Genomic DNA, 14,042 nt, shown 5'->3' on the forward strand with positions numbered 1-14,042 from the left:
AAAACCAACATCATACTTGAGAAAATTCAAGTACTCACAAATGTATAGCTATATGCGGAAAAGCAACCATCATAGTAAAAATTGTTCCATACAATAATTCTTAGGTCACCGCCATAAAACACATAGCACATCTTATAGACAGATAAATTTTATTAACAAAATTAATTAAAAAATATTGCAAATTTTTATTAAATTAAAATTAAATTAATAATTAATCCATATAAATAATAAAAATAAGTATAAACTGTTATTTTATCTAAATTAATATTTTTATGAAAAATATTCAAAATAATTTTAAAAATGTCAAATAATTGAAATTAAAAAAAATAAAAGTAAAAATAATAAAAATAAAGAGAAGTGAGTTGTTTTAAATGGAAAATAACAAGAAAATAAATAAGTAGTATATAAACTTAACTATTTTTTTATAACTTTTTTCGAATTACGGAAATTATTCTTGTTAAACTTCTATGCATTTTAATTCCATATTGTTCTACAATTTCAAATCCAACTTCATCTACCATCGGCTTTAAATCAATGAAGTGTGGAGACGCCATACATAAGTAAGCATCGTCTTTCATGTTGTCATAAATAGATTCCAAAAATTCTTTAATAATCTCATCCCCATCAACATCCCCTGTTGTGGTTGAAATTCCATATGGAGGATCAGTAACTACAGCGGCTACTTTTTCATACATTTTAAGCTCACGAACATCCAAATTAAATGTTCTGTAATCTGTAATTCCATAATGCTCAAGATTAATAGCAGTCCCATTTTTCATTTTCCAAAAAATATCTGAACCTAGTACCTTACAACCTATTAATCCTGCTTCAATCAATATGCCTCCAGTTCCACAAAATGGATCTAATAGCAAATCCCCCTCTTTTACCCTTGATAAGTTAACCATGCATCTTGCAAGTTTAGGACTCATAGATCCAGGATAGAAAAAGGGTCTTTTGTGAGGTTTACTATCTTCAAAATGTTTTTTATTTAATTTAATTCTTTCAATAGCCACATAAAATTCATTTTCATAAGCCGCAATTCTTATTAATGTTTTTGGTTTGGTCAGATTAACTTTTATATCACTACAATTTTCTAATATTAATGTTCCAGCTTGTCTTTCATAGCCTACGGTGTCAATATCTGAGTGAAATCTTTTGACACGAACTGCAAAACTTTCATCAATATATTCTCCCCAATTAATAGAATCCATATCCTTATCAAAATCATTTACATTAGTTTTTAAGATTAATTCATGTACTTCATGAGTATATCCCAATCTTTTTGTAAGAATTCTATAATAATCACAGACATTTTCTTTTGAAATGTCAGTCAATAATACCAAACCTTCAGTGATTACTTCAATGTTTGCATTAATGTTTTCACATTCCATTACTGCTTTTAGTTCTGCTTGAGGAAGTAAGGGATGTTCTTGTGATTGAATAAATAAAAGTTCCATTTAATTCACCTAAAATCCAAATATCTTTGATACTTTTTTAAATAAAAATTTGGGAATAATCTTAAATATTAAACCTCTTTTAATAAATTCTTTAATAATTACTGACTGATTATCCATATCCCCATAAGTTGATATTAACTCTTCACAATCATTTTCTTTAAGTTTTTTAAATAAGTAATCAAAATCATCATTTGAAAGCATGTTGAGAGTTTTGTGAACTTTAAATTGATATTTAAATTCTTTTAGGTATTTATCTAAAAATTCATCTTGATATTTGTTTAAATAGTTAATATCTTCTTCATCTACGGCTTTATAAATATGTTCACAAGCGATTCTGCACGCATCAAATGCCAATAACAAACCTCCTCCGGAGGTTGGTTTTACTTGAGCTGCTGAGTCACCTATTAAAACTCCTCTTCTGTCCACTAATTTATTCTTTTCATCAAAAATTGGAATGAAACCTTTGTATTTTTCAATGAGTTCATATTCAAAATTCTCATTTAAGAAATCATTCAAAATTGAGCCCTGTATTTTATGAGAATCATTAGAAAATAGACCAATTCTGTAAAGGTCATCCTGTATAGGAATAATCCATAAAAATCCAGGAAGTATGTCTTCTCTTAAATATGTGTCAACATAATCCTCATTGTTTTTAGAGGAATTTCTAAACTTGTTAATAGTATCTTTCGAAATTTTTACAAGAATTTGTGATGCATTGAAATTTGATTGAGTATTTCCCATATGATGAGATAATAGAGAATTATATCCTTCACATCCAACAATGACATTGGATTTTATAATTTCTCCATTTTGAAGATAAACTTCACCTTCATCCAAATCATAATTAATAGCTTTCTGATTTATAAAATTGGCGCCATTATCAATAGCCCTATTAAATAAATATTCGTCATAAGCAACCCTGTCAATAATATAAGCTGCTTCATAATCTTTTTGAACGTTTAAAGTATAATTGTCTGTGTGTAGGAATGCTCCTTTAACCTTATTTAATATTAACCTTTCCGGCAGGTCATTTAACTTGACTATGTGGCGACTTAAAATTCCAGCACATTGAAGAGGATATCCGATTTGTCTTTTTTTATCGATTAAACAAACAGATAAACCTTTTAAAGTTAAATAAAAAGCGATTGTGGATCCAGCCGGACCTGCACCAATAACAGCTACATCATAATTCATTATAAAACCTTATTTTTTAAACTTATCAAAATGTCTTCTAATAGCTTTTTCCTGTGAGTCCGCATCATTTGGTTCATTTGACCTTTGGTCTTCAGAGCTATAATCAGGATAATTATCCCCTCTGGAATACTCATCCCTTACATTATTATAATAATTACCTTGCGAATATCTATCAGAATAGTGTCTTTCCTCTCTTAAAGGAACTTCTCTATCATATCTATTGCCATAAGGTTCATATTCATAAGTATGCCTATTACCTTCATGACTTAAGTCTTCAGGATAATATTCATAATTATGTCTTTGATATGAATTGCTTTCGTGTGTTATTGGGGTTATTGGCTCAAATTCATCATAATAATCATTCCTACCTAAATAATCCTCTTCATCAAAATATTGTCTTTCTTGAGGATAAGATTGGCGAGGAAACCTTTGAGGAGGTTCTTGAAAAGTTCTAGGCCCAACCATATTAGAAAATATAATTTCTTCCACCTTTGAAGGATTAGAAATGTTTTTCAAAACCATTTGATTATTATCATATGCGCTAAAAACAGAAACAGATCCCACATTGAATAATCTGGCAATGACGCTTTGAGATGTGTTTATATCCTGAATTGTGGCATAAGGCATATAATTCTTTTTAGTGGATATCACACCTGATTTAATTATAATTCTTGAATCGGTTAAAGTGTATTCCATAGAATACCACCCAACAAGTTGCCAGATAATATAAATTGCAATAATAAGAATGACAACAAAAAATCCAATAGCAACATATCTTGTAAGTGGCAATTGAATACGGGAAATCATATAAACTTGCATTTCACCTATAAGTTTAATCATAATGGGAGAAACATACAAGACAATGCCTAATAAAATAACTCCATAAATAGCTTTTTTACAACCCAATAGCATATTAGGTTTTGTTTTATATAGAATTACTTCATTAACTCTATTATCATTTTTATTAAACAACATGATTATACTATTAGAATTTACTTTTAAATAAAGTTTTAGAAAAAAAGATTAAAAAAATAAGCCTCAGCTCGCCCATCATTCATCACATATCAGAGCTCATAGGGTTCATCATAGGCTTATTTATATAATTATATTCAACCAAACATTACTCCAGCTTCGGTTTTGAACAATTCATCTTCTTGAGTTTTGCTCATTACTTTTTCAATTGCATCCATAAAGTCAGCTACAGTAATTTTGTCACGTTTTTCACGAATTGCAAACATACCTGCTTCAGTACATACTGCTTTTAAGTCTGCACCAGATAATTCATCTGTTAAATCAACAAGCAAGTCAATATCTGCTTCTTCATCTAAAGACATGTTTTTAGTGTGAATTTTGAGAATTTCACGTCTTCCATCCACATTCGGAAGAGGTACTTCAATAAATCTATCAAAACGACCAGGACGTAATAATGCAGGATCCAATATATCCGGCCTGTTGGTTGCACCAATAATTCCAATGTCTCCTCTTGATTCAAAACCATCAAGTTCAGCTAAAAGTTGCATTAAAGTCCTTTGTACTTCTCTATCTCCACTAGTTGAACTTTTAAGTCTTTTAGCTGCAACTGCATCAAGCTCATCAATGAATATAATGGCCGGTGCTTTTTCTTTTGCAAGTTCAAATACCTCACGTACAAGTCTTGCACCTTCACCAATGTATTTTTTAACAAACTCGGAAGCCACTATTTTAATAAATGTAGCATTGGTTTCATTAGCAACAGCTTTTGCAAGTAAAGTTTTACCTGTTCCAGGTGGTCCATAAAGCAATATTCCTTTAGGTGGTTCAATACCTACCTTTTCAAATAGTTCTGGTTCAGTTAAAGGAAGTTCTACAGTTTCTTTAACTTCAATGATTTGTTCTTCCAAACCCCCGATTTTATCATAAGTAATATCCGGTTTTGTTTCTATTTCCATTCCAGAAACGTTTGCATCTTTTTCTGACGGCAATACTTCAACAATACCAAAGGTTTGTTGGTTTAGTGCCACTCTTGAACCAGGCACCAATAATTTTTCATCTAAGAATTTTGAATAATTAACAAGGAAGCTAGGTCCGGTGCTACTTTTAACAGTCATTCTGTGATCGTCTAAAACTTCAGTGATAGTAGCAAGTACTAAAGGAGGAGATCTGAATCTATCCACCTCTGAACGAAGAGATTTGGTTTCTCTTTCTAATCTAATTTTTTCATTTTCAATGAGTACTTTGTCTTTTTCTAATTTCCTAACTTTCCACATTAAGTTACTTTTAGCTTTGGATTTTTCTTCTCTTAAAGATACAATTTCATCTTGTAGGGATTCCACTTTTTCGATTAATTGTTCCTTTGAAGAATTTTCCAAATCGTTAAAATCATCCATGTGAATCATCTCCAGTTAGTATTATTCTCCTATTTCAGAGACTATGTATTTAATTCGACTCCGAGTTTTTTCTCGGTTATATTTATTCAATGTTATAATAACAATTTGTAACTTTAAAGTATTTAAAGGTATTCATTTTAATTTGTACTAACAATCATTAAATAACATTATTAATATATATTTAACTATACACTATTGGAGGAACTGATTAAAATGGAATGTGAAATCTGTGGCAAACCAGTGCCAGAAAACAATCCCATAAGAGCAAAAATTGAAGGATCAGTTATGGTTGTTTGTAAAGAGTGTTCAAAACTTGGTAAAATCCAAAAAGCACCTCCAAAACCAAAATTTGTAAAACAAGAAAAAACAAAAAGACCAACAAATACTAAAAATAGAAACTATTCAAGAAGAGACGACCCTACAGATGAACTAATCGAAGATTTCAATGTAGAAATACGAAAAGCAAGAGAATCTAAAAAGTGGTCTCGTGAAGATTTAGGTAAAAAAATTAATGAAAGAGTTTCAGTCATTACAAGAATTGAAACCGGCAAAATGACACCTGACAACAAACTAACTAAAAAATTCGAAAAAGCTTTAGATATTAAACTTCTTGAAGAAATAGATAATGTTGATTTAAATCAGTTTGTCAGTAATTCCTCTGGTGAACGTACCTTAGGAAATATTATGAAAATTAAAAGGAAATAGCTATTTTAAATAGCTATTTAATTTATCATTTTTTATATAACGGTCTTTACCTTGAATTTTATAATCAATTAAACCATCATTAACTGCTTTATGTGAATGATATCCTGGAAGTACTTTTGCTTCATCTAATGCATCACGTAATTTATTGTAAGCATCATACTCATCACTAACGACAACTACATGAGCTGGAGGATGAATCTTTTTAATTTGTAGAATACTCAATGTAGTATCTTCTTTTACAAAAAATGCAGTAGCTACGCTAGATTTGGTTCTGAGCTTGGATTTTAAAATATCTTCAACTAAAGAATCTGCAAACTCCGCATCAATAACTTTAGGATTTGATATCAAAGTCATGTTTCCATGACGTTCCATATCTGAAATTGCACTAAGCAATTTTGAATTATTTTCCCCCCTAACTAAAATCAATGCCATAATAAATCTCCATTAAAAAAAAGGTGATTAGAATCACCTGTTTTGGAATGATTTCAATAATCTGCTTCTAAATACAACCAGCAATATTAAAATGATTCCAACTGCCGTTTGAACACTTCCCAAAACGTTTAATATATTTCCATCAATAGGCAAATCCCATGAAGGAGAAGATCTATCTCCAGGAAGCGCATTATAGTAAACACCAACAGCTTTAGAACCTTGTTTAACATTAATATCTTTAGGTTCTACGTGATCCACACCCATTAGAAGACCATTATTAATACCTCTATTTATAGAACCTGCAATAGCAGATGCATCATAACCATATTTTGCAACTGAAGCTTCAACAATTTCTTTTGTAGTTGATGCCAGACCAGGCTTGTCACTTCCATAAACCGATACACTAACTGCATTAGGACTAACCGTCAGCGCATTACCTAATGCTTCATATGCATAAACAATTCTAAGTGTTCCTCCACACACAGGACATTTATCATATGCCTCTGCTGCAGGAAAACCCGTAGCCCAACCACAGTCATCACAAGTCTTTGAGTACTCTTCATCCATAGGAATACCCGTTGTATTCATTTCTCTTGGAGTAAACATATCTCCAGTAGACATACCTGAAATCAAGTTAACTCCACCTCCACCGTATTTCTCTCCTGAATCTTTAGCTACTTCACCCATAGCTTCAGAAAGAATTGTGGTTGCAGGATATCCATCCCTAATCATTTTTCCAATGTTCATAGCAGTTTCTTTTCTTACAGTACCTGCAGTACCATACATTGGATTTCCTTCAGTATTCCTTAAGTGAATAATTGCTCCTTTTTGACCAGGCTGTAAAGTTGCAACACCACTAGAATATGGAGTTACTTTAATTTGGTTACTTGCATCATCAACAGTAATTACATAAGCATCAAATGACCCACCAACAGCAGCACCCATATATGGACCACCAACGACAAGACGAGCCCCTTTATATTGAGAAGCAATTGATGCAACAGACGCTGCAGAAGCATTGTTTTCTAAACTAGCAATTGCTTGAACAATAGAATCCAACCTTGTGTCTGAAGTACCAGTACCCCCAGAGAGTACTGCAAAATTATTATTTTTAGACATCAAGAATGTAGATTGGAACATATTCTCTGCAAAGGACATACTTCCAGCTGCCGCACCATTAGGATCCTGACCAGTAGGATCAGTAATGATAATAATGTTACAAGTAGCAGCTACACTACTCATAGTCATTAACAATATGACGAAAAATACGAGAAAAACTTTAAATCTATTCAATTTCATCCACCCTGCGTATCTTCATCTAATTCAACCGAAGAAAAGTCTTCAATAACGGTTACAGTAACAACACCGGTGTTCTTGTCAACTTGAACATCAGCAGCCGTAATTGGTTCGACAGATGTACCGGGCACTGTCGACCATGTTGCAAATTCCTGAGCCGTCTGAATAGCATCTTGCAGTGAAACTTCCCTTTTAGAAGTCTTTAATACATCACCATAAATTACACTACCATCCCTAAAACCGGCTTGCATAACATTAGCTCTAATAGTATCTACCGGAACAATATCATTTCCTTTAACAATAATACCGGAAATAGGAATACCATCATTTACCTCACTAGAAGAAGCAAATGCAACATAAGTAATCAAACGACCACAAAGAATCAAAACAAACGCCAATAATAAAATAATTAATGTGTCTCTTCTAATCTTTACAAACATATTTCATCCTCTTATTATCATATCCTTTTGATAAAAAGAAATACAATTATACATTTATTATATTAAATAATATGATATTTAAATTTATAGAATATCTTTTAAAAGGGACTCTGCAGGGTCCATCCCTTGAGCACCAATTAATAAAATAATATCTTTTTTATCTGCTTTTTTATAGGTATCTTCTAAACACTCTTTTAAGTTATCAAAATGAATAAAATCTATGTTATTTTCGTTTAAGGTATTGAAAAATACTTCTCTTTCTTCATCTTCAACATAATTCAAATTATTTACAACATCATTACTTGAAGATAAAATCAATTCAATCCTATCATCCATTGACTCAACTAAAGCTTCAACATTTAACTGATTGATTTCAACTCCCCTTGAACCTCTAATTGCACATACAACATACAATGTTTGATTTTCTGGAAGTAATTTGATAGTTTCTGCAATTGTCGCTTTAATCCCATCGGGATTGTGGGCAAAATCATCATAAATCAACGGTTCATCATTTAATTTTGCAAAACGTCTATCCAACGCTTTATATGATTTAACTCCATTAATGATATCTTCTATTTCAATGCCTAATGATATACAAGCCCCAATAGCAGACAATATATTCTGAATAAAGTGATTGCCTTTAAATGGTAAGTCATCAATTGTTAAAATAGCTTTATTATCATAATAAATTTTATTTTCATCAAAGTAAACTGCATCATCCACATCCAATTTAGACATTGATGTATAAAACGGATTTATAGCCTCTAAACTTCTAACTAATTCATCATCATAATTAAGAATTGTAGTTCCCTCACCAATAGCTTTAGGAACTGCTTTAATTTCATCATAAACTTCTTCAATTGAGTTCACAAGACCAATATGGTCCATTGCGATATTTGTTATAACACCCACCTTTGGATTTATTGCTTCACTCATCAAAGCGGCATGATTTTTCATTAATTTACCTAGCCATCCCTGAACTTCAGATACTTCAATAACCAGATAATCCAGCTCGCCATTTTCTGTAACTTCATCAGATATTAATTTTGAAACCATCGGATCAATTAAAGTATTAAATTCTGATTCGCTATCAGTATTTGTAAGTACATGATAACCAGCATTGTTTAAAATATGATATATTAAATGAGAAGTTGTAGATTTACCATTTGTACCAGTAATAACAATATTTGTTGAATTTGGTGAAAATTTATCTACAGTATGTGATAGTGCATAAGCATTTGCTAGTTCAATTTTATCTGTGATGATTAATGGGAAATTTAACTTTTCTGCTAGCTCAACAGCCCCGTCCTTGGGGGTTTGAGTAATCAAACATGCAATATTTTTATCAAATGCAATTTCAATACCAACTGCATTAATCCAATGCCTAATTACAATGTCTCCAGTATGTGCATCATTTAAAAAAGTGAATTTTCCAGTAAATCCATCAATGGAGAAAAATTCATCATTCCCAATAAGTTTTCCATTTATTGAATTAGCCAAATCTTGAATATTCATATTATCACCAAAAAATAGAAAAAATTAGAATACATACATCTTTGCAAGTATTCCAATTATACATAATAATGCTGTAATTGCCCAATAACTCAATACAATTTTTGTCTCAGACATCCCATAATGATTTAAAGTATGGTGCAATGGTTCTACAGGCAATTTAATAATATGTGCCCTGTGAAGTAAACTTACCACAACAGAAACAATTGGTACACCCAATGCAAGAACACCAAAGTATGGAATATCACAAAGCAATACGGCTGCAGCATATCCCGTACCTAATACAAATGATCCAGTATCTCCCATAAATATTGAAGCAGGATGTTTGTTAAATACTAAAAATCCTAAACATATACCTGTTAAAATTAAAAAGGGCGGAATAATAGTTGCTGGTCCAAATAAATAACCATAAGCACAACATGCAGCTGAAGCGATTGCCACAATTCCTGCTGCAAGACCATCCATTCCATCAATTAAATTAACTGAATTAATACATCCAATAATTGCAACTATAACTACTGGAATAGCCAGTAAACCTAACTGGAAACCACCCAATGTTGTGATAACTCCAGTTAATCCTAAAAATAATCCTAAAACAATTTGACATATGATTTTTTCAAGTTCTTCAGGTTCTGTTTTAATTGGAACCTCACCAATAACTTCTACCTTTCCTTCTTTAAGCAAATCATCTACTTCTGCTTTTGCTTTTGGAGTGGCTACACGAACTTCCTCACCAGGTTCCACATCCAATCTTCCAAGAGCAACTACTTCATTAGAAATATTTACAACAATTTTTTGAACTTCCTTAACTTTTAAACCTATTAAATCATCAACTAAACCTACAATTCCTCCAGCAAGCATAATATATGAAAGAATTAAAATTGGAGTATTTTGATAATACAATGCAATAATTAAAGAAATTGTAAATAAAAATGCAATACCTCCCATTGTTGGAGTACCGCTTTTATGTCTATGTTCACTAACTATAGGATTATCAGCAATCCTTGCTTTAAGCAATATTCTTTTAACATACCATGTGAAGAATATTGTTGCACATAATGTTATTAAAAAAAGGATTAACATTTCTGTATTATTCATTTTACCACACTAAATTATTTTAGGATGATAGAATATCTATTGATAATACTATTTAATTATAACTTATAACACAGAGATTAGGTTAACTTTTCAACTAATTTCTCAAGTTCATCAGCTGATTTTGCCCTTGCTGTAACTCTTTGATAACCTTCCGGACCATGGACAACAAAGTCATTATCATCAAATGATTTTACCGGCTCGTTTGGAGTAGGGCCGATGTAATTACCAACAGGAATTTCAGTTGAATAATAATACTGCAACTTATCAGAAATATTAGCTAAGCTAAACTCGCCAATTGCCATGTTAACAAGTTCACATAAAGAATTTACACCACAAGTAGCTGTAGTTAAATATCTTGTACCGTTCGGCCTTGTATTAACTTCAATTGCATATAACTGATTGTTTTTTCTGGAAAACATAAAGTCCATTTCAAAAATACCATCGGAATTGAGATTCTTGGCTACGTTATATGCAACATGCTGGACAAGATTATTATCTAAACCCTCTACCATACACGGGCCAGATTTAACTTTATTTAATGGATGTGTTCCTTCCAATGTAGTTTCACCCTTATATATTGGCGGTAATGCGACATATTCTCCATTGAAACCTAAAACTTCAATTGAAATTTCAGCACCTTCAATGAATTCCTCACATAATGCTTGGTCAAATTCTTTAAAGTATTCTTCAACGTCTTCAATTGATTTAGCAACTTTAATATCTTTTCCGCCCTGACCCCAGCCTTGTTTTAATACAACAGGCAGATTAAGTTTTAATTCATCAGGACCATTTAAAATCTGATAATTCGGAGTGTCCACACCAATTTCTGTGTAAAACTCTTTAGTCTTTATTTTATCAGAAGTCAATTCCACTGCACGTACACCTGCAGCAATTACAGGTATGCCATATTCACTTTCAACTTCCTCTTTCATGTGTGCCACATCTATTAATGGCGGGTCAATACCGATTAATGGAACAATTGCATCGACTTTTTGCATTAATGCCACCTGTTTTGGTCCATCCATACCTCGAGGAACTATGAATACCTGATCAGGCAAGTCAAGGTTTATGGCTTCCTCATTAGATTCAGTTAAAACACTTTCTATTCCTTTACGTTTAACATACCAATCTATATCATCATATAATCTTGAACCAATAAATAAAAGTTTCATAATATAATCCCTTTCAGTGTGTCTATAAATTCATAAGCGGTACTTTCAACTTTTGGTGTTGGATTTTCACCCCAATCCATAGTTTCAGGTTCTATTCCAACAAAAGTTATTTTAAAATCATTATCCTTTTCCAAATACCTTACAAAGAATGATAACGACATCGAATGAGTTGAAATGCCTATATTTGCAAAATCATATCTGTTTACGATTTTCATCTCCCCAGGTTCACAACCCATTAAGCATGCATCAACTATGATTATATGAGTCGGATTTTCTTTTCTAATTTTTCCTGTGAAGTTTTCTGGGACTGTTTTTGCATTGATAAATAACAGTTTTTTATCATTTTCAATGTTTTCTTCTTTTAACTTATTGATAACGAATGGTCCCACACCATCATCACTTTTAAGTTCATTACCAACGCCTAAAACAATTAATTTTTCACAATCCGCTAAAAAATTACTTAATTGAGATTTGAAGGACATTTTTCACCTTTATAAATATTTTGTTTTAATACTTTCAATCCCCTTTCCCATAATATATTTTATTTCAACATCTATATAGTCATTTACTTTAACTTCTTTTTCATCTAATGGAATTAATAAGGGTGGGTTTAACATTGGTGTTGGTCCGCATATAGTGTTTTCATTGAGTTTTGTGAATGTTGTAATTTTTAATCCATTCACAATTCCCTCGTTATTCGCTTTTAATCTTAAGTTTGTTTTGAATTCTGGATTTAAATCCTCTTTAAAATTAAAACTTGAGTAAACAATTGGCTTTGATAAAACCAGATAGTTTACATTTTCATCCCAGTGCACATAATGTCTTTCCAGATTTACAAGTTCTGCAGTGTTGATAATGCCCTGTGGAATTATCACACCATCTTCTTTTAGAAATTTTTTAGCATGATTTAATACTGTTACTTCTTCCTCGTCAATTAGTGCAGTATCTAACATCTCACATACAATCAAATCTGCTTTTTTTGTGAAATTATAATTTAAAACATCACTATTTACAACTTCAATATTCTTAAAATCAGATAAATTCTCTTTAGCACAATTATAGGCTTTTTTGTCCATTTCTATGGAAATTATTTCATTAAATTTGCTGCTTAAAAAGTAAGATAAAATTCCACTTCCACAGCCCAAATCATATGCTAAATCATTATTTAAATCATATTCTTCAATAGCTTCAAAAAAAACAGATAATCTCCCTATATCCTTGAGCAAATCAGAATGATAGGGAGTAGTTTTGAACTTCATAATAAAAAAAGGAAAAAAATTTAATGATGGTGATGACCATGGTCATGGGAGTGACCAGGTTCTTTAAAATCTTCCCCATTAGCTGTACTTGTGAGTTTTACATGTTCTACACCTTTAAGTCTCATGATTCTTTCGGTTAACTCACGAATATCAACTATATCACCATTAACAACAACAATTTCCATACAGTATTTATCAGTCATGTGAATGTGCATACTTGTATTGATTTCATTTCTGAAACTGTGTTGAATTTCTGCAAGGTTTTCCATAACTCCAGTATAATGGTGATCATATATAATAGTAACAATACCAATTCTTTCTCCTTCCATTGAATTCATCCATTGATATCTTACAATATAATCTTGAAGAGCATCCCTAATACCTTTTGAACGAGATTGGTAACCTCTTTCTTTTAATACTTCATCAAAATCAGATAATAATTTTTTAGGTAGTGACATACTTATTCTCATCATAATAAAACACATCAATATCAATTATTATATATAGATATAATTTTTAGGTTATATAAATGTTATGATTAAATGTGAAAATAATAATACTTTTATAATAAAAAAATAAGGAAAAATGTTATTTTACAAGGAAGTAATACTCACCATCATCTTTATTGATGGTTTTTAAAATCCCTTTATTTTGAAGAGACAATATAATATGATACATTCTAAAATTAGTTAATTTTAAGTCTCCATAAAGTAAATGGCCTTCTAAAGTATACTTTGAAATAAGATTCTTATCATCAACAAGGCTTTGAATTAATTCATAAGATTCTTTTTCTTTCATGTTTAATTCTAACTCTTCAACATCTTTTTTAGAATTAACAGTATTGATTTCCTTTTCATTTCCAGATAAACTAACTTTATTATCCTCAAAAATGATTAAATCTTTATCATTAAGCTCTTCAAGGATTTGCACCAAATCATACTCATGAAAACCCAAGTCACTTCTTAAAACATCAACTGGAATACCATCAGGATATTCAATGTTGAATATTTTAATCTGGTCTAGAACTACCTCTTCATTTTTGGTAATAGTAATCATATAATCAGTTAATCCGTTTATAATAATAATTCTGTAAGTAATATTACTTAAATAG

General features: G+C 31.1%; 15 protein-coding genes. 1 reads left to right on the forward strand and 14 read right to left on the reverse strand.

All coding sequences use genetic code 11. The features are described from left to right. Positions 1-422: 422 nt before the first annotated feature. From ACKI32_RS08480 to ACKI32_RS08495, 4 genes are all read right to left on the reverse strand, one after another. Positions 423-1,457 (reverse strand): TIGR01177 family methyltransferase, encoded by a 1,035-nt coding sequence (locus ACKI32_RS08480; protein ID WP_407415424.1) that lies wholly within the window; start codon positions 1,455-1,457, stop codon positions 423-425. 9 nt (positions 1,458-1,466) lie between these two features. Then, positions 1,467-2,651, reverse strand: coding sequence for a geranylgeranyl reductase family protein (locus tag ACKI32_RS08485; RefSeq protein WP_407415426.1), 1,185 nt, complete (start codon positions 2,649-2,651; stop codon positions 1,467-1,469). A 9-nt stretch (positions 2,652-2,660) separates the two neighbouring features. Next, the gene (locus tag ACKI32_RS08490) at positions 2,661-3,626 is read right to left on the reverse strand and encodes a PH domain-containing protein (protein WP_407415428.1); all 966 of its coding nucleotides are present in this window, start codon (positions 3,624-3,626) and stop codon (positions 2,661-2,663) included. Positions 3,627-3,760: 134 nt separating this feature from the next. Next, positions 3,761-5,026: a proteasome-activating nucleotidase gene (locus ACKI32_RS08495; RefSeq protein WP_407415430.1), complete on the reverse strand. Its 1,266-nt coding sequence runs from the start codon at positions 5,024-5,026 to the stop codon at positions 3,761-3,763. Between the two features lie 204 nt (positions 5,027-5,230). On the opposite strand from ACKI32_RS08495, the gene ACKI32_RS08500 reads away from it, so the two are divergent. Beyond that, positions 5,231-5,722: a multiprotein bridging factor aMBF1 gene (locus tag ACKI32_RS08500; protein WP_407415432.1), complete on the forward strand. Its 492-nt coding sequence runs from the start codon at positions 5,231-5,233 to the stop codon at positions 5,720-5,722. Here ACKI32_RS08500 and ACKI32_RS08505 read toward each other — a convergent pair whose 3' ends face one another. The 10 genes from ACKI32_RS08505 to ACKI32_RS08550 form a co-directional block, all read right to left on the reverse strand. Then, positions 5,723-6,154, reverse strand: coding sequence for a DUF356 domain-containing protein (locus ACKI32_RS08505; protein ID WP_407415434.1), 432 nt, complete (start codon positions 6,152-6,154; stop codon positions 5,723-5,725). 33 nt (positions 6,155-6,187) lie between these two features. Then, positions 6,188-7,453, reverse strand: a complete 1,266-nt coding sequence (locus tag ACKI32_RS08510) for a hypothetical protein (RefSeq protein WP_407415436.1) — start codon at positions 7,451-7,453, stop codon at positions 6,188-6,190. Next, the gene (locus ACKI32_RS08515; RefSeq protein ID WP_407415438.1) at positions 7,450-7,890 is read right to left on the reverse strand and encodes a hypothetical protein; all 441 of its coding nucleotides are present in this window, start codon (positions 7,888-7,890) and stop codon (positions 7,450-7,452) included. The genes ACKI32_RS08510 and ACKI32_RS08515 overlap by 4 nt, the downstream gene beginning before the upstream one ends. Positions 7,891-7,974: 84 nt before the next feature. Next, positions 7,975-9,405 carry a Mur ligase family protein gene (locus tag ACKI32_RS08520; protein WP_407415441.1) on the reverse strand — a complete coding sequence of 477 codons (1,431 nt, stop codon included), beginning with the start codon at positions 9,403-9,405 and terminating at the stop codon, positions 7,975-7,977. 24 nt (positions 9,406-9,429) lie between these two features. Continuing rightward, a complete protein-coding gene (locus ACKI32_RS08525; protein WP_407415443.1) occupies positions 9,430-10,500 on the reverse strand; it encodes a glycosyltransferase family 4 protein in 1,071 nt (356 codons plus the stop codon). A 77-nt stretch (positions 10,501-10,577) separates the two neighbouring features. Continuing rightward, positions 10,578-11,672, reverse strand: a complete 1,095-nt coding sequence (locus tag ACKI32_RS08530) for an acetyl-CoA carboxylase biotin carboxylase subunit family protein (protein WP_407415445.1) — start codon at positions 11,670-11,672, stop codon at positions 10,578-10,580. Next, complete coding sequence (hycI, locus tag ACKI32_RS08535; protein ID WP_407415447.1) at positions 11,669-12,154, reverse strand: hydrogenase maturation peptidase HycI; 486 nt, start codon at positions 12,152-12,154, stop codon at positions 11,669-11,671. The genes ACKI32_RS08530 and hycI overlap by 4 nt, the downstream gene beginning before the upstream one ends. A gap of 9 nt (positions 12,155-12,163) precedes the next feature. Further along, positions 12,164-12,931 carry a 50S ribosomal protein L11 methyltransferase gene (locus tag ACKI32_RS08540; protein ID WP_407415449.1) on the reverse strand — a complete coding sequence of 256 codons (768 nt, stop codon included), beginning with the start codon at positions 12,929-12,931 and terminating at the stop codon, positions 12,164-12,166. A gap of 20 nt (positions 12,932-12,951) precedes the next feature. Continuing rightward, positions 12,952-13,404 (reverse strand): nickel-responsive transcriptional regulator NikR, encoded by a 453-nt coding sequence (gene nikR / locus ACKI32_RS08545; protein WP_407415451.1) that lies wholly within the window; start codon positions 13,402-13,404, stop codon positions 12,952-12,954. A 115-nt stretch (positions 13,405-13,519) separates the two neighbouring features. After that, complete coding sequence (locus ACKI32_RS08550) at positions 13,520-13,987, reverse strand: hypothetical protein (RefSeq protein WP_407415453.1); 468 nt, start codon at positions 13,985-13,987, stop codon at positions 13,520-13,522. Between the last annotated feature and the right edge of the window lie 55 nt (positions 13,988-14,042).

Source organism: Methanobrevibacter sp. (assembly GCF_045611865.1).
In the GTDB taxonomy this organism is placed as follows: domain Archaea; phylum Methanobacteriota; class Methanobacteria; order Methanobacteriales; family Methanobacteriaceae; genus Methanocatella.